Annotated in this window: 19 protein-coding genes and 1 pseudogene; 15 read left to right on the top strand and 5 right to left on the bottom strand. The window is 51.4% G+C overall.

Annotation, left to right across the window (positions count from 1 at the left end):
• Window positions 1–112: 112 nt before the first annotated feature.
• From V4U88_RS00420 to V4U88_RS00410, 3 genes are all read left to right on the top strand, one after another.
• Complete coding sequence (locus V4U88_RS00420) at window positions 113–1,663, top strand: ABC-F family ATP-binding cassette domain-containing protein (protein WP_334071242.1); 1,551 nt, start codon at window positions 113–115, stop codon at window positions 1,661–1,663.
• 72 nt (window positions 1,664–1,735) lie between these two features.
• Entirely contained in the window at window positions 1,736–2,770 is a 1,035-nt protein-coding gene (locus V4U88_RS00415; RefSeq protein ID WP_334071241.1) for a MoeB/ThiF family adenylyltransferase, read from the top strand.
• A gap of 146 nt (window positions 2,771–2,916) precedes the next feature.
• Window positions 2,917–3,573 (top strand): response regulator transcription factor, encoded by a 657-nt coding sequence (locus V4U88_RS00410; protein WP_334071240.1) that lies wholly within the window; start codon window positions 2,917–2,919, stop codon window positions 3,571–3,573.
• 112 nt (window positions 3,574–3,685) lie between these two features.
• On the opposite strand, the gene V4U88_RS00405 is transcribed toward V4U88_RS00410, so the two are convergent.
• Entirely contained in the window at window positions 3,686–4,195 is a 510-nt protein-coding gene (locus tag V4U88_RS00405) for a C40 family peptidase (RefSeq protein ID WP_334071239.1), read from the bottom strand.
• Window positions 4,196–4,482: 287 nt separating this feature from the next.
• Window positions 4,483–5,124 (bottom strand): thiamine diphosphokinase, encoded by a 642-nt coding sequence (locus V4U88_RS00400; RefSeq protein ID WP_334071238.1) that lies wholly within the window; start codon window positions 5,122–5,124, stop codon window positions 4,483–4,485.
• A gap of 140 nt (window positions 5,125–5,264) precedes the next feature.
• Between V4U88_RS00400 and V4U88_RS00395 the strand changes: the two genes are divergently transcribed.
• A complete protein-coding gene (locus V4U88_RS00395; RefSeq protein ID WP_334071237.1) occupies window positions 5,265–5,900 on the top strand; it encodes a trimeric intracellular cation channel family protein in 636 nt (211 codons plus the stop codon).
• A 91-nt stretch (window positions 5,901–5,991) separates the two neighbouring features.
• On the opposite strand, the gene V4U88_RS00390 is transcribed toward V4U88_RS00395, so the two are convergent.
• Complete coding sequence (locus V4U88_RS00390) at window positions 5,992–6,720, bottom strand: alpha/beta hydrolase (RefSeq protein WP_334071236.1); 729 nt, start codon at window positions 6,718–6,720, stop codon at window positions 5,992–5,994.
• Between the two features lie 255 nt (window positions 6,721–6,975).
• Between V4U88_RS00390 and pdhA the strand changes: the two genes are divergently transcribed.
• The 6 genes from pdhA (at window position 6,976) to V4U88_RS00360 (ending at window position 13,111) form a co-directional block, all read left to right on the top strand.
• Entirely contained in the window at window positions 6,976–8,043 is a 1,068-nt protein-coding gene (gene pdhA / locus V4U88_RS00385) for a pyruvate dehydrogenase (acetyl-transferring) E1 component subunit alpha (RefSeq protein ID WP_334072032.1), read from the top strand.
• 36 nt (window positions 8,044–8,079) lie between these two features.
• Entirely contained in the window at window positions 8,080–9,060 is a 981-nt protein-coding gene (locus V4U88_RS00380) for an alpha-ketoacid dehydrogenase subunit beta (RefSeq protein WP_334071235.1), read from the top strand.
• A gap of 42 nt (window positions 9,061–9,102) precedes the next feature.
• The gene (locus tag V4U88_RS00375; protein WP_334071234.1) at window positions 9,103–10,419 is read left to right on the top strand and encodes a dihydrolipoamide acetyltransferase family protein; all 1,317 of its coding nucleotides are present in this window, start codon (window positions 9,103–9,105) and stop codon (window positions 10,417–10,419) included.
• 6 nt (window positions 10,420–10,425) lie between these two features.
• Complete coding sequence (gene lpdA / locus V4U88_RS00370; protein ID WP_334071233.1) at window positions 10,426–11,841, top strand: dihydrolipoyl dehydrogenase; 1,416 nt, start codon at window positions 10,426–10,428, stop codon at window positions 11,839–11,841.
• A gap of 176 nt (window positions 11,842–12,017) precedes the next feature.
• Window positions 12,018–12,725: a hypothetical protein gene (locus tag V4U88_RS00365; protein WP_334071232.1), complete on the top strand. Its 708-nt coding sequence runs from the start codon at window positions 12,018–12,020 to the stop codon at window positions 12,723–12,725.
• 14 nt (window positions 12,726–12,739) lie between these two features.
• Complete coding sequence (locus tag V4U88_RS00360) at window positions 12,740–13,111, top strand: cupin domain-containing protein (RefSeq protein WP_334071231.1); 372 nt, start codon at window positions 12,740–12,742, stop codon at window positions 13,109–13,111.
• 78 nt (window positions 13,112–13,189) lie between these two features.
• Here V4U88_RS00360 and V4U88_RS00355 read toward each other — a convergent pair whose 3' ends face one another.
• Window positions 13,190–15,709, bottom strand: a complete 2,520-nt coding sequence (locus tag V4U88_RS00355; protein ID WP_334071230.1) for a DsrE/DsrF/DrsH-like family protein — start codon at window positions 15,707–15,709, stop codon at window positions 13,190–13,192.
• Window positions 15,706–15,996, bottom strand: a complete 291-nt coding sequence (locus V4U88_RS00350; RefSeq protein WP_334071229.1) for an ArsR/SmtB family transcription factor — start codon at window positions 15,994–15,996, stop codon at window positions 15,706–15,708. The genes V4U88_RS00355 and V4U88_RS00350 overlap by 4 nt, the downstream gene beginning before the upstream one ends.
• A gap of 362 nt (window positions 15,997–16,358) precedes the next feature.
• Between V4U88_RS00350 and V4U88_RS00345 the strand changes: the two genes are divergently transcribed.
• The 5 genes and pseudogenes from V4U88_RS00345 to thyA all read left to right on the top strand — a co-directional run bounded on the left by V4U88_RS00345 (window position 16,359) and on the right by thyA (window position 20,139).
• Window positions 16,359–17,213, top strand: coding sequence for an undecaprenyl-diphosphate phosphatase (locus V4U88_RS00345; protein ID WP_334071228.1), 855 nt, complete (start codon window positions 16,359–16,361; stop codon window positions 17,211–17,213).
• A 516-nt stretch (window positions 17,214–17,729) separates the two neighbouring features.
• Window positions 17,730–18,188 (top strand): GNAT family N-acetyltransferase, encoded by a 459-nt coding sequence (locus tag V4U88_RS00340; protein ID WP_334071227.1) that lies wholly within the window; start codon window positions 17,730–17,732, stop codon window positions 18,186–18,188.
• A 53-nt stretch (window positions 18,189–18,241) separates the two neighbouring features.
• Window positions 18,242–18,679 (top strand): NUDIX hydrolase, encoded by a 438-nt coding sequence (locus tag V4U88_RS00335; RefSeq protein ID WP_334071226.1) that lies wholly within the window; start codon window positions 18,242–18,244, stop codon window positions 18,677–18,679.
• A 15-nt stretch (window positions 18,680–18,694) separates the two neighbouring features.
• Window positions 18,695–19,290 (top strand): annotated as a pseudogene (locus V4U88_RS00330) (AAA family ATPase).
• Between the two features lie 54 nt (window positions 19,291–19,344).
• Complete coding sequence (thyA, locus tag V4U88_RS00325) at window positions 19,345–20,139, top strand: thymidylate synthase (RefSeq protein ID WP_334071225.1); 795 nt, start codon at window positions 19,345–19,347, stop codon at window positions 20,137–20,139.
• Window positions 20,140–20,141 lie beyond the last annotated feature (2 nt).

Genomic DNA, 20,141 nt, shown 5'->3' with positions numbered 1-20,141 from the left:
TAATCCGGAGAGGTTACGGACGTCTTCTCCGTATGTTAAAATAGGTTCTTGAATGTCTCTTTTTGAAAGAAACAAACCTATTTTTCATATAGAAGGAGCTTGTGCGTTAATTATGAGTTTATTGACCGTAGAGAACCTTTCCCACAACTTTGGTGAAAGAACGCTGTTTAAAAATGTGTCATTCCGGCTGCTTGCCGGGGAACATGTTGGACTAGTGGGAGCAAACGGTGTGGGCAAATCCACACTGATGAATATTTTGACCGGACAACTTCTGAAGGACGAGGGTAAGGTGGAATGGACCCCGAAGGTGCGTTACGGATACCTGGATCAGCACTCCAAGCTGACCCCCGGGAAAACGGTTCGGGATGTATTGAAGGACGCGTTTCTTCCGCTGCTTGAGCTTGAGAAGGAAATGATGGAAATTACGGATAAAATGGCGGACGCTACGCCGGAAGAGCTGGAGGAACTTCTGAATCAGATGGGGGAAATCCAGGAGCAGCTGGAGATCGGCGATTTCTATCTCATCGATGTCAAGGTTGAGGAGATGGCCAACGGCCTCGGGCTTTCCGCGATTGGTCTCGACCGCGATGTTGCCGCTTTAAGCGGGGGACAGCGGACCAAGGTGCTGCTCGCGAAACTTTTGCTGGAGAAACCGAACGTACTTCTGCTGGACGAGCCGACCAACTATCTGGACGTGGAACATATCCAATGGTTGACGAATTATTTGCAAAATTACCCTTACGCGTTTATTTTGATTTCCCACGACACGGAGTTTATGAATCAAGTCGTCAATGTCGTTTACCATCTCGAATTCGCCAAGTTGACCCGTTATACTGCGAACTATGATAAGTTTCTGGAAATGGCCGACATCAATAAAAGCCAGCATATCGATGCTTATGAGAAGCAGCAGGAATACATCAAAAAGCAGGAGGACTTCATCCAGCGCAACAAGGCGCGGTATTCGACGTCCGGACGCGCCAAGAGCCGGGAGAAACAATTGGACCGCTTGGAGCGGATCGATAAGCCGGAGGAAGCGGCCAAGCCGATTTTCGGTTTTAAGGAAGCGAGAGCCAGCGGCAAAACCGTATTTGAAGGCATCGATTTCGAGATCGGCTATACGCATGCTTTGCTGCCCAAAATGTCCATGACTATCGAGCGGGGCGAAAAAATCGCTATCGTCGGCTGCAACGGGGTGGGCAAATCGACCCTGCTGAAAACGATTCTGGGCAAAATCCCGCCGGTAAGCGGGAAAACCTATCAAGGCGATTTCCTTTTTCCGTCTTATTTTGAGCAGGAGGTCCGTCCCGGAAACGGGACGCCGATCGACGATGTGTGGAACGAATTCCCTCATCTGAACCAGCATGAGGTCCGTGCCCATCTGGCGCGATGCGGACTAAAGAACGAGCACATTACCCGTCAACTCAGGGCATTGAGCGGTGGAGAGCAGGCCAAAGTCCGTCTATGCAAGCTGATGATGCGGGAGACGAACTGGATATTGTTCGACGAACCGACCAACCACCTGGATGTGGTCGCTAAAGAGGAATTGAAACGGGCTTTAAAGGATTTCAAGGGCACGGTTCTGCTCGTATCCCACGAACCTGACTTCTATGAGGATTGGGTCACTAAGATTTGGGACGTTGAGGCCTGGTCCACCCGGGCATAACCTGGACAAAGTGTAGTCCGTACGTCAAGTGTATAATGCCGGATATCTGAGCGGAAGGATAGTGAGGTAAAGATGAATGGAGCACGGCATGATCGCTATTCCCGCCAAAAGCTGTTCCCGCCGATCGGCCCTGCGGGTCAGCAGCGATTATCGGAATCCTCGGTTCTGATTATCGGGGCGGGAGCGCTGGGAACCGGGATCGCCGAAACGCTGGCTCGCGCTGGCGTCGGACGCCTGATTGTGGCAGACCGGGATTATGTGGAATGGAGCAATCTGCAGCGTCAGCAACTTTATAATGAGGCGGATGCCGCCCAGAGGCTTCCCAAGGCGGTCGCAGCCGAGCGACACTTGCGGGCGCTTAACAGCGAGATTATTGTAGAAAGTCATGTCATGGACGTGACGCATGAGGAAATGGACGAACTTTCCCGCGGTGTAGATCTGATCATGGACGCTACGGATAATTTTGACACCCGTCTGGTGATTAACGACATTTCGCAGAAACAGGGAATTCCCTGGATCTATGGCGGATGCGTCGGCAGCTATGGCATGACGTTGACCATTTTGCCGGGGGAAACCCCTTGTTTAAATTGTCTGCTTGGCGTCGTCCCTCTGGGGGGCGACACTTGCGATACGGCTGGAGTCATTCCACCGGCGGTTCAACTGGTCGTGGCCCATCAGACAACGGAAGCGCTGAAATTGCTCACAGGTCATAAGGAAGCTCTGCGCGGGACGCTGCTTACCTTCGATCTGTGGCGCAATGAGCAGACGGAAATGAAGGTGGGAGCAGCCAGAAGACCGGATTGTTTATCCTGCGGCGAGCACAAAACTTTCCCTTATTTATCCGCAGCCCATTCCCGCAAAACCGAGGTTCTGTGCGGCAGGGATACGGTACAAATCCGGCCCGCTTCCAAACGCACGCTTTCGCTTCCGGACATGGCCGGTAAGCTTGGGAAGCTGTCGGACGGAAAGGTGGAGGTCAATCCCTTTCTGCTTTCCTTCTCGCTGGATAACATCCGTATGGTCTTGTTCGAGGACGGAAGAGCGCTCGTTCACGGGACAAAGGATATTTCCGAGGCTAAAGCCCTCTATGACCGGTATTTGGGTTAGGTAAGCTGTTGATTGACTTTCTATCGAAAACGAATCATTTCGCGGTTCAGACGGAATGGTTTGTTTTTTTTTTGACCATGTTAGTACTACGAAGATTGTACAAGTTTAGGGCGAGGCGGGAGGATATGAAGGATAGCGTGCTTTTGATGCACAAAAACGATGCCGCCGGCATACAGTTACAAAATAAATTGGAAGAAGCGGGGTATAAGGTTCGCTTGTGTTTTAATTTTGAGGACACCGCCGCCGAGTTGATCAACGACATGCCCGGTATTTTGCTGCTTCAGGTTGAAAAAGAGGGCGGTGAATTATATGGGGAGATGGAGCGGTTGGGGGGATATTCCAGTTTTCCCGTCCTGGTAATGCTGGAGGAATGGAACTCCGAAGAACTGGTAACCGCCTTGGAAGCCGGGATGATCGAAGTTGTTGAAGCAACGATTCCCTTTGTTGAACTTAAGGCGCGGATCCGCAGCCTGATTCGGCTTTATGGCCGGTTTACCGAAGACTACGTCTCGGAACTGAACTACGAGGACCTTAAGATCGAGCTAAAGGGGAGAAAGACTTACCGGGGCGACGAGCTCCTTAAGCTGACTCCGAAGGAATTCGACTTGCTCAAATATTTGGTCAAACGGGCGGAGCATGTCTGTCAGCGGGATCAGATATTACAAGAGGTTTGGGGCTACGATTTTGCAACGGGGACCAATGTAGTCGATGTGTACATCCGTCACCTTCGCAAAAAAATCGATAAGGGGAGGCCCCGTAAACTGATTCACACGGTCCGGGGAACGGGCTACGTGATTCAATAAAACGAATTCTCCCAAGAAACCAAACAACCCGATAGAGAGGCTATCGGGCATCGGTTAACTTACTGATTTGGTTGAAGATGTTTCTGGACGTAATTCGGTAAGTTTGTTTAAACTAGAGGACGCGGCGAGCTTTTAAGTAAGTTCTTTTCCAGGTTCCGGAATTCAGATTGGAAATCGTAACACCCGGTTTGCCGTAAGTGTGCAGGATCTTGCCGTTCCCCATATAAACCGCGACATGGGTCACGTTTCTTCCGTTAGCGCGGCTGCCGCTGGAGAAGAAGACCAGATCGCCGGCTTTCAAATTCGATTTGGAGACGGCACGTCCCACTTTCGATTGAGCCACGGAAGTCCGGGGCAGATTTACGCCGTATTTGGCGAAAATCCGTTTCATAAAGGAAGAGCAATCAAAAACCCGGGTTGTCGATGTTGATGCGCCAAATTTATAAGGAGTGCCCATAAACGTTTTTCCGTAGTTAACAACTTGAGTTCCCTTGGATACCGCTACGCTTTCCGCAGCTTGGGCCGGTGCGGCTCCAGCTCCACTTGCAAGCAGAGTGCTGAATCCGATAGTTGAGACAATCCCTACCGTCAATACTTTTTGGAATAGTTTGTGCAATTTCATGTTGTAGTACCTCCAAATTTTTTTGTCGACCGGTTCGAATTGAAGTATAACAGGTTTTTAACTGCCTAAATTTTGGCAAGCCGCCTATAAATGCAGGGCCCGCGCGAGTTTCAGGGCGATTATTAAAATACAATTAAAGTTTACAAAAAAGTAAGAAATAATGATGGGTAAATGTAAAGAAGCACAAAAAAAGCCTTGATATATCAAGGCTTTTTTTGTGCTTGACTAGTAAAAATAAGGCGGCACAAAGGTTACAACTTTGTATTAATTTAAACGTGTGAAGTTCCTTAATCCTTGCTTTGAATCACGAGGAGAAGTCCGCTTTCAATTCGGACCGTTCCCTTGTCGCCCTTCAAACGATTGCTGACTCCCAGCGACTGCCCCATTTTAAGCGTCGCGTTGTCCAAGGGGTACATAAATCCCTCCAAATGAATTCCTGTTACCTCCGTGGTCAGAGGAAGCAGGGAAACATATTTATAACCGCGATTCTCGACGACGCAGCTCGTTCCGGTGAGGGTAATATAATTGTTGGCGTCCCAAATTACGCTGGTAATCTGGTGCTGCATGCCTCGCAGCATCATCTGTATGTTGGATAACGTATGGTCCATCCGCGTGCCGATCACGCCGGTCATCACGATCTCGGAAGCGTGCCTTTCAATAGCAAGGTCGAAAGCCAGCTCCGTATCGGTCAGATCTTTGTTAACCGCATCGCAAGCGATCATTTCCCGACTATTCGCTTTGATTAGCTCCAATTCTTCCGGGATGACGGAGTCGAAGTCTCCGACCGAAATATCGGGGCGGATTCCGTGTTGGACGAGGAATAAAGCTCCCCGGTCAGCTCCGATAATCAGGTCCTCCTTGCGAATTTCCTTAATGAAATCAGGGTCGATGGTTCCGCCGGCAAAAATAACCACTCGTTTCGCTACCATAAGAAAACTCCCTTTCTGTTGTAGGCCCGCTTATTACCAGTATAGTTCAGTTTTTTCTCTTGCACAATTGAACGGGTCAAGCATACAATGGACTGGTCAAATGTTACTGAACGCCGAAGAGAGGAGCCGGAGCGTAAGAAATGCACTTATTTGACATTTTTAGTATTATCGGAACTATCGCGTTTGCGATGTCGGGTGCGTTTGTGGCAATGGAAGAGGAGTATGACATTCTGGGCGTGCTTGTACTCGGGCTCGTAACGGCCTTTGGCGGAGGAATTGTCCGCAATGTATTGATCGGAGTTCCCGTCACGACGTTATGGGCTCAAGGGGATTTAATCATGCTTGCGGTTTTATCGGTCCTTGTCGCTTTCGTTCTGCCTCTGAAATGGATTCATCATTGGAAGAAGACAGAAGCGCTGTTTGATGCCATCGGTTTGTCCGCTTTTGCCATTCAGGGAGCGCTGTATGCCAACGGCATGAATCATCCGGTCAGCGCCATTTTGGTGGCTGCGGTACTAACGGGAATCGGCGGCGGGATTATCCGGGATTTGCTGGCCGGACGCAAGCCGCTCGTACTGAGGGATGAGATTTATGCCGTGTGGGCGATGTTGGCCGGGCTCGCCGTAGGGTTGAAGTTTTTTACGTCTACCGTCGGTTTGCTGCTGCTGTTCGGCTTGGTTGTCTTCTTCCGGATGCTTTCCGTTCATTATAAATGGAAGCTGCCTAGCCGGTCTCTTCGCACGGGAAGCATCGGGACCAAATCGGAACAGGGGTAAGCCCGAAATTATGGTTACTTCATATTAATAGAAAAAGGATATCGCCCGGATAAGGCGGTATCCTTTTTTTTCGTCAGAAGACTATGAAACCTTATTGTAAAAAATGCGTCAACGCACCCGGTAACTCCTGCTGCCAAAAGCCCCAAAGGTGCTTGCCGTCTCTCTCGTAATAAACTATCTTTGCGCCCCGTTCCTCCAGTAATTGTTTGGCCCGGCGATTCAACTCTACAAAATTATAGGTCCCCGTGTCGGTGGTATATTGCTGTTCTTGAAGGCCGACGACCATATATAAGGAAAGATGGGACAAATCCGGTTCAGCTTCGATCATGGCGAGCGTTCGGTCATAGTAGGCTCCGGACAGGCTGATAATTTTGGAAAACAGTTCGGGATTTTTCATAGCCAGATGAAGAGAGAAGGACCCGCCCAAAGAATCTCCGGCAAGCACGCGTTCCTCCGGCTCTTTCCGTACCGGATAATTGCGTTCGACAAAGGGTATAATCTCTTCTGTAATACAGCGGCAATAGGCTTCGAACCGATGGCCGAAAGGGGCGTATTCTTCCGTTCGGACAGCAGTGTCGACTTCAATGCCTACAATAATAAAAGGCTCGAGACCGTCATCCAGAATCAGTTTGTTCGCATGGGTGGCAATCCGCCCGAAGTTGAAAAACTCTTCGCCGTCCTGACAGTAGACGACAGGGTAACTAAGTATTTCATTGTAGCCCGGAGGGAGGTAAATGCGCAGTTTTCGCTTTTCCCCCAAGTTGTTGCAGTCGATTTCCTCTCTGACAATAGTCCGCTTTAAATAGCGTGAATCCGTCATAATTCGGCTCGCTCCTTATCGTCTTGATATTTTGCTTTTGACCCCTCATTACGTTAAGATAGCCCTGGGAGAGGTAAACGCATTCACTACCAGAACCCGATTGTGTTACATAATTGTGTTACTGCTGTTATATAAACAAAGATAAAAAATTAAGTCATTTACGCGCAATTCCTTTGACTTAACGACTGAAACAGTTGTATAATAATTCTATAACAGCGGAACATGATAATCAAATATTTTGTCGAGGTGAAGAAAATGAGCAAGATTCCTTATGAAGTATATACCGAGGAAGTCGAGGCTTTAACCGTCCTCTCACTGGATGGTGAGATTGTCAACAAAGATAAAGCCCCGAACTTGACAGATGATCAATTGAAAGAATTAATGTACCGTATGGTTTTCACCCGCACATGGGATGAGCGCGCCATCAACCTGGGCCGCCAAGGCCGCCTCGGCTTTTATGCGCCGGTATCCGGTCAAGAAGCCACGATGGTCGGCAGTGAGTTCGCTTTGGACAAGAACGACTTCGTTTGCCCGGGCTACCGCGATATGCCGCAGCTGGTGTGGCATGGTCTTCCACTTTATCAAGCTTTCCTGTACTCTCGCGGCCATCAGCATGGCGGACAAATTCCGGAAGGCGTCAACGTACTTATGCCTCAAATCATTATCGGCGCTCAAGTGCTTCATGCCATGGGGATCGCCATGGGCTATAAATTGAAGAAGCAAAAACAAGTTGCCATTACTTACACGGGAGACGGCGGTTCGTCCGAAGGCGATTTCTACGAAGCGCTTAACTACGCTGGAGTTTACAAACTGCCGGTTATTTTCTTTGTGCAAAATAACGGCTATGCCATTACGACCCCATTCTCGAAACAAACCGCCGCATTATCCATTGCTCATAAGGCGGTTGCCGCCGGTATCCGCGGCGTGAAGATCGACGGTATGGACGTGTTCGCGGTCATCAGCGCGGTTCAAGAAGCCGCTGAGCGTGCCCGTAACGGCGAAGGTGCTACTTTGATCGAGGCGGTCACTTATCGTTTCCGTCCGCATTCCTTGTCCGACGATACGAGTAAGTATCGTACGAAAGAAGAAGAAGGACAATGGAGCGAGAAGGACCCGATCGCCCGTCTTGCCAAGTATCTGGAGAAGAAAGGCCTCTGGACCGAAGAAGATACGGCTCGCGTGAAAGAGGAAGCGAAAGCGAAAGTGAACGAGCAAATCAAGAAGGCGGAACAAACCGAGAAGATGACGGTTCCTGGTTTGATCGACAGCATGTTCGAACAAACGCCTAAGCATCTGGAAGAGCAAAAAGCCGATTTTAAATAAGCCTTGAAGAAGTTCTAATGAGGAGGATATGAAGCAATGGCACAAATGAATATGAAAGAAGCTATTCGCGACGCGATGCGCGTGGAGTTGAATCGGGATCCGAACGTCGTGCTTTTCGGGGAAGACGTTGGTAATGTCGGCGGGGTGTTCCGCGTAACGGAAGGACTGCAAAAGGAATTTGGCGAAGAGCGCGTCTTCGACACGCCGCTGGCCGAATCCGCCATCGGCGGTCTGGCCGTCGGTTTGGGGATTCAAGGGTTCCGTCCTGTTGCGGAAATCCAGTTTGTCGGCTTTATTTTTGAAGCGTTGGACCAAATTCTCGTTCAGGCTGCCCGCATGCGTTACCGTTCCGGCGGACGCTATCATGCACCGGTTGTATTCCGTACGCCTTACGGCGGGGGGGTTAAAGCGGCGGAATTGCATACCGATGCCCTGGAAGGTTTGATTGCGCAAACTCCGGGTATTAAACTGGTAATTCCTTCGAATCCGTATGATGCAAAGGGTCTGATGATTTCCGCGATCCGCGACAATGACCCGGTATTCTTCATGGAGCATTTGAACTTGTACCATGCTTTCCGCGCGGAAGTTCCTGAAGGCGAGTATACAGTAGAGCTTGGCAAAGCGAACGTGGTCCGCGAAGGGTCCGACGTAACGATTATCGCCTACGGCATGATGGTTCATACCGCGGTAAAAGCGGCGGAAGAACTGGAGAAAAGCAAAGGCATCAAAGCCGAAGTGATCGATTTGCGCACGCTCGTGCCGCTGGACATCGATACGATTCTTGCGTCCATTAAGAAAACGAACCGCGCTATCGTCGTACAGGAAGCGCAAAAATCCGCCGGTATGGCCGCTGAAATTATCGCTCAAATCAATGAAAAAGCGATCCTGCACTTGGAAGCTCCAGTGCTCCGCATTACGCCTCCGGATACCGTTTATCCGTTCGCGCAAATCGAAGACCAATGGCTTCCGACTCCGGCCCGGATCATCGAGGGCGTCAACAAAGTACTTGAATTTTAATGAAACGGCATACGAAAAATTGAAAAACAGGAGGTCTTCCAGGTGGCAAAATTTGAATATCGCTTCCCAGAGCTCGGCGAAGGATTGCATGAAGGCGAAATTATTAAAATGCACATCAAAGCCGGCGACAAAGTAACAGATGAAGATATCGTCATGGAGGTACAAAACGACAAGGCGGTCGTTGAAGTTCCATGCCCGGTAAACGGTACAGTACTTGAAGTGTTCGGTTCGGACGGCGCGATCTTCCGCGTGGGCCAAGTTGTGGCTGTGATCGACGCGGAAGGCGATATTCCTGAGCAGGAACCCGCTCCGGAACAAGCAGGCTCGCAAGAAGCCGACGCGGCGCAAGGCGGAGCCGAAACGAAGGATTCCCCGGCTGCAACAAGCCCGGCTGACGCCAAAGAAGGCGGCGCTGGCGCAGCAGCACCGGCTGCTCCTAACCGTGAAGTGCTGGCTACGCCTAGCGTGCGCAAATATGCTCGCGAGCAAGGCATCGACATCACACAAGTGAGCGGCACCGGAAAAGCCGGTAAAATCTCCCGCGAAGACGTCGACGCGTTCAAAAACGGCGGCGGCGCGGCGGCACCTGCGGCAAGCGGCGCGGCGAAAACTGCGGACGCTCCTGCAGCGCAAGCGGCGGCTCCGGTTAGCGTGAGCGCGGAAGAAGAACGCGTTCCGTTCAAGGGAATCCGTAAAGCGATCTCCAACGCCATGGTTAAATCGGCTTACACCGCTCCGCACGTTACGATTATGGACGAAGTGGACGTAACCGAGCTGGTAGCGTTCCGTACCCGCATGAAACCGATGGCCGAGAAGAAAGGCATCAAGGTCACTTACCTGCCGTTTATCGTAAAAGCGCTCGTGGCCGCTTCCCGTCAATTCCCTGCGCTCAACGCATCGATCGACGAAGAGAACAACGAGATCGTCTACAAGAAACATTACGATATCGGGATTGCTACCGATACGGATAACGGCTTGATCGTTCCTGTGATCAAGGATGCCGACCGTAAGAGCATCTGGATGATCGCCGATGCAATCCGCGATTTGGCGGCCCGCGGCCGTGAAGGCAAGCTGTCCGCGAACGAAATGAAGGGCAGCACGATTTCCATCACGAATATCGGTTCCGCCGGCGGTATGTTCTTTACGCCGATCATTAACTATCCTGAAGTGGCGATCCTCGGTACGGGCCGCATCAGCGAGAAACCGGTCGTGAAGAACGGTGAAATCGTCGTCGCTCCGGTGATGGCTCTGTCGCTCAGCTTCGACCACCGTCTGATCGACGGCGCAACGGCTCAAAACTTCATGAATTATATTAAACAACTGCTCGCGAACCCTGAGCTGCTTGTTATGGAGGTGTAATACAACATGGTAGTAGGAGACGCTTCTCTGGATATTGATACACTGGTTGTAGGTGCAGGTCCCGGCGGATATGTGGCGGCCATTCGTGCCGCCCAACTGGGTCAAAAAGTTGTTATCGTGGACAAATCGGAGCTCGGCGGCGTGTGCTTGAACCGCGGCTGTATTCCTTCAAAGGCTCTGATCTCCGCTGCGCATGCTTACGAAAACGCACAGCATGCCGACGCTTTCGGCGTAACTGCCGAAAACGTGAAGGTTGATTTCAAGAAAACGCAAGAATTCAAAAACGGCGTCGTTAAGAAAATGACCCAAGGCGTTACCGGTTTGCTGAAAGGCAACAAAATCGAGGTTTTCAGCGGTGAAGTGATGTTCATCAATGAAAACGAAGCCCGTGCGTTCAACGAACACGAATCGCCGCGCTACCGTTTCAAACATTGCATCTTGGCTACCGGCTCCCGTCCGATCGAGCTGAAAGCATTCCCGTTCGGCGGACGCATCCTGTCCTCCACGGAAGCTCTGGATCTGCAAGAAATCCCCGGCAGCCTGATTGTTATCGGCGGCGGCTATATCGGCGCCGAACTCGGTCAAATGTTCTCGAAATTCGGCACGAAAGTAACGATCATCGAGGGCATGGATTCCGTGCTTGCAGGGTTTGACAAGGATATGACCCGTCTCGTGACGAAGAGCATGGAGAAAACGGGCATCGAAATCATCACCAACGCCAAAGCCGAAAGTTCCGAGCAAACGGACAAGAACGTGACCGTGAAGTACTCCGTAAACGGCGAAACCAAAGAAGTGACCGCCGATTACCTGCTTGTTACGGTTGGACGTCGCCCAAATACGGACGGGGATCTCGGTCTGGAACTGGCCGGCGTTAAGCTGACCGACCGCGGTCTGGTGGAAGTTGACCATCAAGGACGTACTAGCAACCCGAACATCTTTGCGATCGGCGACATCGTTGCCGGACCTGCGCTGGCCCACAAAGCTTCTTATGAAGGTAAAGTGGCGGCCGAAGTAATTTCCGGTCTTCCATCCGTTGTGGATTACAAAGCGATCCCTGCGGTTGTGTTCACGGATCCGGAATGCTCGAGCGTAGGCTATACGGAAAAAGAAGCGAAGGAAAAAGGCTTCAAAGTCAAAGCCGGCAAATTCCCGTTCGCGGGTAACGGCCGTGCGACTTCGCTGAACCAGCCCGACGGCTTCATCAAGATCGTGGCTAACGAGGAGAACAACGTGGTTCTCGGCGCGCAAATCGTCGGTATCGAAGCCTCCAACCTGATTGCCGAGCTTGGTCTCGCCATCGAAATGGGCGCTACGCTGGAAGACATTTCGCTGACGATTCACGCTCACCCGACCTTGGGTGAAATCGTCATGGAAACGGCTGAACTCGTTGAAGGTCATCCGATCCACGTAATCTCCCGTTAATTTTTGAACTCTCATTTTTGCGTCCTCCTGATCTCCGGCGGACGCGGATTTCTCCTAAGCAAATGGATAGGGCAGGACCGGCATGTTGGGTCTTGCCCTCTTTTTTATGTCTGGCCGAACTTTTCCTTTATTTGATACGTTTTGTTATTAATAGAATTGTACTGTGGGAGGAAGAGATGAAGAATTGGAAATCGTTAGGTTGGAAACTGGCTCTCTGTGTTATGATGTTCGCCGCGGGTACGACGCTATCGGGACCGGCGAAGGCTGAAATTACAAGCAAGGCCAAATCTGGCGGTAAGCCGCAGACGCAAACGACACTGTCCAAGAAACAAGTGACGCAATGGATTAAAAAGCAAGGGGCAAGAAAGGTAAACTATTATTTTGAAGGTTTGTCTTTTGTCGAAATGCAACTGGATAATGACGAGGAGCTTGAGGTGATCGCGGGGATTGACGGGGCCTCGCATTTGGGCCAATTTTTCGTTTTCGATCGGAGTAAAGCAGGTACTTACAAGCTCATTGCAGAAAAGGATTGGAAAGTGGAACGGCTGCATCCGGGGCCGGCAATCGAAATGAATTCCAAGAAATTGTTTGAAACGGTGGAACGTACGGGCGGAACGGGATTAGACATAAAGTACGTCCACCTGTGGCATGTGGAAAACGGAAAATGGGTTGAAGCGTGGAAAGGAGTTCTCAAGGAGCGGAATGCGATGATAACCGGGTTACATTCGCTTGTCGCGGGAGGTTATCAGGTGATTGACGATACGCTGTACAGCTGGAATACCTTGACCCTGCTTGAAGATGATGACGAGACGATGAAGGGCCAGCGCGAAACGACACTCCAGATCTTTCGTTTTGACGGAACCCGCTTTGTAGAGCAGAAATAAAGGAGCTATCGTGATTGATTAGTAAAAAGAACGCGGAGCATTATATTTGGGGAGACCGCTGCGATGGGTGGCGGCTGGTACATGAACAGGACCGAAGCATCATCCATGAAAAAATGCCCCCGGGAACGTGTGAAACCCGGCATTTTCATAAACAGGCGAAACAATTTTTCTTTGTGCTGTCCGGTACAATGACCCTCGAGGCCGGGGGAGTCGAAACGGTACTGCAGGCCCATGAGGGATTGAACGTCCCGCCAAACCTGCCGCACCAAGTGTTCAATAAATCCGGCGAAGATCTGGAGTTTCTGGTGATATCACAGCCCCCCACTACAAATGACCGGTATCCGGCGCCCGGCGGGACAGATGAAGCTGAAAGTGGAGCCCAATAAGTAGAATAGTTGCACGTAAAGAGGCCGACCCAGCGTCGTTTTGACGGCTTAAGGGTCGGCCTCTCCGCAATTCTTAAATTAAATAAAGAGATTAATGCCCGACTGATCGGCTTTGCCTAAATAATACCCGACACCTCCCAGTTTAACACCATCGATCAGTTCAGTCCGGTCGATGCCCATGAGGTCCATGGACATTTGACAGGCCACAAGTTCGACGCCTTGCGCCAGGGCGGTCTCCATGAGTTCTTCCAGTGAGGAAATATTGCCGTTTTTCATCACACCGCGAATCATTTTTGATCCAAGTCCCAGCATATTCAGTCTGGAAAGCGACAGCTTCCGGCTGCCGCGCGGCATCATTCGACCGAACATTTTGCCGATGAGAGATTTCGAAACGCGAACCTTTTCCGGCCGGCGTATGATATTCAGACCCCAGAATGTAAAGAACATCGTTACATTTTTGCCGCTGGCCGCCGCTCCGTTCGCAATGATAAAAGAGGCTATCGCTTTGTCGAGATCCCCGCTGAACACGATCATCGAGGTTCCTTCCGGCGTCGGAGTTACAACTGTGTCACCATCGGAACGAAGATTGGAGGTTGTTGACATCCCTTTCTGAATAGACGCCTCGATCATACCGTCCGGATTCTTGCGGAGGTTCAGCATCCGGTTGCCGGACATACCGGCCCACGCCCGGATATCTTCGTAAAATCCGGGATCCGAGGCGGTGACTTGCAGCACTTGACCGCTCTGAAGCTGATCGATAGTTTGCTTCACCCGGATGAGCGGGCCGGGGCAGCAAAGGCCGCAGGCATCCAGCTCGGCGTCCGCCTTCGGTTCGTTGCCGACCGGTTCCTGAGCGGTAGCTGCGGTTTCGGCGGCAGCCACGACCGGTGAGAAGCTGCGTAAGCTTTCGCTCCCTGTTCCGGCATTGTCAGCTCCACCGGCTGGCTTGGGCCGGTAGGTCGCCATCAGATAGGTCTTGTATCCGCCGGTCAGATTGCGGACCTGGAAACCTTTTTGCCGCAAAATCCGGGAAGCCGTATAACCGCGTAGTCCGACCTGGCAGTAAACCCAGATCTCCTTGTCAGGATCCAGTTCGGAAAGACGGAGCCTTAAATCGTCAACAGGAATGTTGAGCGAGCCGGGAATATGCCCGTTTCCGTGCTCAATTTCCGTACGAACATCAAGCAGCAGCGTCCGTTCGGGATCGCGCAAGTCCAAATTCTTCGGAACAAAAACGGAGGTTTGGCCGGAGAGGATATTCTCTGCCGTATATCCCGCCATGTTCACCGGGTCCTTCGCGGAGGAATACGGAGGAGCATAAGCGAGTTCGAGCTCGGTAAGGTCCTGAACCGTGCCGCGCAGCCGGATGGCCGTGGCGATCGCATCGATTCGCTTGTCGACGCCGTCAGCTCCGATCGCTTGGGCGCCGAGTACTTTGCCTTCGCCGTTAAAGAGCAGTTTGATCGTTAGCGGCTTGGCCCCCGGATAATATCCGGCATGGGAATTCGGATGTACATAAGTAACGTGGTACGGAATCCCGAGGCGCAGCAGGGTTTTCTCATTGTTGCCCGTCGCGGCCCCGGTCAGACCGAATACTTTGATAATCGATGTCCCCTGGGTCCCATTGTAGAGGGTTCCCAAACCGCATACATTGTCCGCGGCGATCCGTCCTTGCTTATTGGCCGGTCCGGCCAAGGGGATAGCCGTTTTCGTCCCGTTGACATAGTCCACGATTTCAACGGCATCTCCGGCGGCGAAAATATGCTTCTCGCTCGTTTCCAAGTAAGGATTAACGAGAATATGACCTTTCGGCCCCAATTCAATCCCGCTTTCCCGGAGAAATTCCGTGTCCGGGGAGACACCGATGGCCAGAATGACCATATTGGCCGAAAGCGCGAGTCCGCTGGCAGTTTTCACGACAATCCTTGAGCCTTGTTCCTCAAAAGCCGTAACTTTCTCGGAGAACAGCAGGCCGATGCCTTTCTCTTCCAGCTCTTTGGCCAACAAGGAGGCCATTTCCGCATCAAATGGGGCGAGAATTTGCGGTCCCCCTTCGATCAAAGTCACCTCCAGCCCGGCCTCTATCAGGTTTTCGGCCATTTCCACGCCGATAAATCCGCCGCCGATCACGATGGCCGATGAAATGCCTTCCTCCGTCACTTTCCGCTTGATCCGGTCCGTATCGGGAATATTGCGCAGCGTGTGAATTTTCTCGCTGTCGATCCCGGGCAGGGAAGGCACGATCGGTTTGGCGCCGGGCGACAAAATAACCGAGTCGTAAGATTCCTCGTATACCCCACGCGATTTGCTGCGTACGGTTACCGTTTTTTCGCGAGGGTTCAGGCCAATGACTTCGCTTTCGGTTCGAATGTCGATGTTGAACCGTTTGTACATGGCCTCAGGGGTCTGGACCAGCAATTTGGAGCGGTCCTTAATCGCCTCCCCAATGTAATAAGGCAGACCGCAGTTGGCGAAGGATATATAGGCATCGCGTTCAAACATGATAATATGCGTATCTTCATCCAGACGCCGTAATCTTGCGGCGGCGGTGGCGCCGCCGGCGACCCCTCCGACGATGATCACTTTGTTGTTGTTCAAGAGAGTTCCTCCTCAAGTAAAATAGTAATCAATTGCTCAATTTTGGGATTTTTAATCCGATAATTAACCTCCAAACCTTGCCTTTCGGCCACTACTATGCCGAGAGTGCGAAGCTTTTGCAGGTGCTGCGAGATCGTGGACTGAGGGAGATCCAAACATTCCTGCATGTATGTGACGTTGCATTCCTTTTTTTCCAGCAGTCCTTTCACGATACAGAGTCGTACGGGATGCGCCAAGGCCTTCAGCATCTCGGCCGCGTCATGATAAGCTTTTATGTTGTTGTCCAAACCGGACACCTCCAAAATTTAAATCGTTATATTCGAATATTACGATATATTGATTTTGATGTCAATCGGCCAGGGAAAAACTCTTTTTTGAACCTTGGTATTGGATAGGTATATAATAGAGGACAGCTTGCATGATTGGGGGGAACCTTTGACGGATTGTTTTGATCGTCGATGACGAAGCGGAGCTGTGCAGGCTGCTGAAAAGATGCATGAAAACCGTGGGATTCAACCCGTACGACCTGTCCGGTCTTTCGTCGTCATCTTTACTGCCTCGATGTGCGGCTTGGCAGCAACGCCAGTCTATTTTAACCGCAAGACTGTTTAATAACGGAATGTGTTCTGGAAAAGGAGAGTTCTAAAGCATGGAAACTATTTTTTCAATCCTGAAATCGATTATTTTGGGGATTGTGGAAGGGGTTACCGAATTTTTGCCGGTCTCTTCCACAGGCCATCTGGTCATCTTTGAAAACCTGCTGGGCTTTAAAGGGACGACCCCGTCTTATGTGGAGATGTATACGTACGTGATCCAACTGGGGGCTATATTGGCGGTCATCGTCCTGTATTGGGGCAAAATTAAGGATACGCTGGTCAACTTCTTCCCGCAAAAGGTCGGCTTTGAAAGATCGGGGTTCCGCTTTTGGCTGATGCTGGCGATCGCCTGTATCCCCGGCGGCGTGTTCGGCGTTCTGCTGAACGACTGGTCCGATGAACATCTGTTTACGCCGGTCGTCGTGGCGTTCACGCTGTTTTTTGGCGGGCTGTGGATGCTTTACGCGGAGAAAAAATTCCGCAACAACGGATTGAACGGCGGCGGCGACGAGTTGAACGTCACGATCAAGCAGGCGTTGATCATCGGCGCCTTCCAGTGCCTCGCGATTATTCCGGGGATGTCGCGTTCCGCTTCGACCATCATCGGCGGCTGGGTGGCCGGCTTGACTACGGTGGCTGCCGCGGAGTTCTCCTTCTTCCTGGCGATTCCGGTCATGGTCGGCATGAGCTTCCTGAAAATCATGAAGATCGGCGGGTTTTCGTCGATGACCTCGACCGAACTGATATCCCTCGGCGTCGGCTTTGTCGTTTCGTTTCTCGTCGCGCTGGCCGTCATCAGCAAGTTTATTTCATACCTGCAAAAGAAACCGATGAAAGTGTTTGTTTATTATCGGATGATTTTTGCGATTATCGTCCTGATCGCCGGGATTGCCGGCTTGTTCCACTAGCAGGATCCGATCGGGCCCAGACCGAAGATTGTATTCGGCCTGGGTTTTTTCGTTTATAGGTTGAACTATTGAATTGCATATTAGACAGCGGTGTAAAGGTTTCTTTTCACAAGTTTGGCCTACAACTCATGGTTTGGTTCAAATTAACGGGAATTCTACCCGTTAATTTGGTGTGTAACGGCTGCAGAGGCGAATTAGCTGGAAAACCTCCCGCTAATCCGTCTGAAATGGTGTATATCGGCAAAATGGCTGCGAAATAGCTGGAGCTTTTCCAGCTAAATCCTATTAAGGAACCAAGAGCGGTACATTAACGGGAGCTTTTCCCGTTAATGTGTAGACTCGGACGGGGGCGCTTTAAATCTACAATTGTGGATGTTGGCAACCTATCTCCGAAACCATTTCACATCCTTACCAACGCCAATTCTTTAGTTCAACCTATATAGTTTATACGAAGTGAACATTGATGGTATAGTAGAGGTTAATTCAAGAATACGGGAAGAGAGAAAGGGTGCTTTGATGAGCGCAAAATTTGGAATTAGCCAAGCCGCTCTCGGTGACTTGCCCGATGTGGCACGGCTGTTTGATCATTACCGGGTTTTCTATGGAAAAGATTCCGATGAGGCGGGGGCCGAGGCGTTTCTGTTTACATTGATGGAGCATCGCGAGTCCGTGATTTTGCTGGCCCGAGCCGAAGCCGACAGACAAGCTATCGGTTTTGCCCAGCTGTACCCGGCATACTCGTCGATTTCCATGCAGCGCTCGTGGATTCTGAACGATCTGTTCGTACTTGAGGACTGGCGCAATCAAGGTGTCGCCCGGCAGCTCCTGAAGGCGGCGGCCGAAATGGCGCGGCTAACCGAAGCGAAAGGCATTGCCCTGGAAACCGCCTTGGACAATCTGTCTGCGCAGAAACTCTATGAAAGCATGGGGTATGTCCGGGATACGAGGTTCTATCATTATTATTTGACGTTGTAAGAGGTAGCCGGGAAGGGCTGCTTGATGAATCCCTCGAAAAAGGATGGCATAGGATGAAAAGAATCGATATAGTGTATGCCTTGATCGTAAGTCCCGACAACCAAAAAGTGTTAATGGTTCAAAACCTGGACAATCGCGATACGTGGACGTTGCCCGGAGGTACGGTGGAGCCCGGCGAAACGCTGGAAACGGCACTTATCCGCGAAGTGAGAGAAGAGGCCGGCGTCGACATTGCCGTTCGCGGGGTGGCCGCGGTGAATGAAGTGATTTTTCCGGAGAAACAGGAACATTACCTGCTGCTTACCTTCCATGCCGACCACCTCGGCGGGAAAGAAGAAACGAACGTCCCTTCGGAAATATCCGCGGTCTCGTGGATCGATATCGACCGGGCGGATGCTCTGATGCCGTATTACGAGGCGGGGATCAGCGGGCTGGTACGGAACGGGGACGAGGTCCCTTACTGCGATGAAGGCAAAGAAAAGGGGACCTAGACGGAGGAGATCCGAATGATCGTGTGGATTAACGGGGCTTTCGGCTCCGGCAAAACTACGGCCGCTTATGCGCTGCACCGGAGAATTCCCGGATCTTTTGTTTATGATCCCGAGGAGGTCGGTTTTTTATCCGGAAGCGCCTTCCGGGCGGGATGAGCAGGGATGACTTTCAAGATTATCCGATGTGGCGTGAGATGAACTATGCGATGCTGAAAAATATCGCCGCCGAATATAACGGCATTCTGATTGTTCCGATGACCGTAACGAATGCGACGTACTTTAGCGAAATTGTGGGCAGATTAAGGACCGAGGGCGTACCCGTTCGGCATTTTACATTATGGGCCTCACGGGAAGTGCTGCTGACCCGGTTGAAGAGGCGGGGCGATGGCGAACACTCCTGGCCGGCCCGGCAGGTGGAACGCTGTCTGGAGGAGCTTGCGAATCCGTTGTTCGAGCAGCATCTGGACACCGATCGTCTGAGCCGGGAAGAGGTGGTCGTCCGGATTGCCGCCGACTGCGGCATCCGGCTCCAGCCCGACGAGCGAACCCGACTCAAGAAGGCTTGGGACCGGGCCATCCTTACTTTAAAACATATCCGGATTGGGAAATAGAAAAGCCTTTGCTATAATAAACAAGATGTCATTTGATCGATAGAGGGTGTCGAAATGAGAAATTACTTGGATTTATTGCAGGACGTTTTAGATAACGGAACGCCGAAAGAGGACCGCACGGGGACGGGGACGATTTCTGTTTTTGGCAGACAGCTGCGTTTTGATCTCAGTCAAGGTTTTCCCCTGGTGACGACCAAGCGGATCCATTTGAAATCGGTGGTTCATGAGCTCCTATGGTTTTTGAAAGGGGAAACGAACATTGCCTACCTTAAGGAGCACGGCGTGCGGATCTGGGATGAATGGGCCGACGAGAACGGGGATTTGGGACCGGTTTACGGCTCGCAATGGCGGGCCTGGGAGGCGCCGGACGGCCGCCGGATCGACCAGATTGCCAATGTGATCGAAGCGATCAAGAAGAACCCCGATTCCCGGCGTCACCTGGTCAGCGCCTGGAACGTGGCCGAGATCGACAACATGAAGCTGCCGCCCTGCCACTTCGTATTTCAGTTTTACGTGGCCGGAGGGAAGCTCTCTTGCATGCTGACGATGCGCTCCGTCGATACGTTCCTGGGGCTGCCGTTCAACATCGCCAGTTACTCGCTGCTTACGCACATGGTGGCCCAGCAGTGCGGACTGGAGCCGGGAGAATTCATCTGGTCCGGCGGGGACGTCCATATTTACAGCAATCATCTGGAGCAGGTGAAGACGCAGTTGACACGCGAGCCTTATCCGCTGCCGCGCCTCATTATCAAAAGGAAGCCGGAGTCGATCTTTGATTATGTGTACGAAGACTTTGAGTTTGAAGGCTATCAGCATCACCCAACGATTAAGGCGACCGTTGCCGTATAGCC

The sequence above is a fragment of the Paenibacillus sp. A14 genome (assembly GCF_036864815.1).
Taxonomy (GTDB): domain Bacteria; phylum Bacillota; class Bacilli; order Paenibacillales; family Paenibacillaceae; genus Fontibacillus; species Fontibacillus sanfengchensis.
Note: the sequence above shows the minus strand (reverse complement) of the source record. Positions and strands in the feature narration are given on the sequence as shown.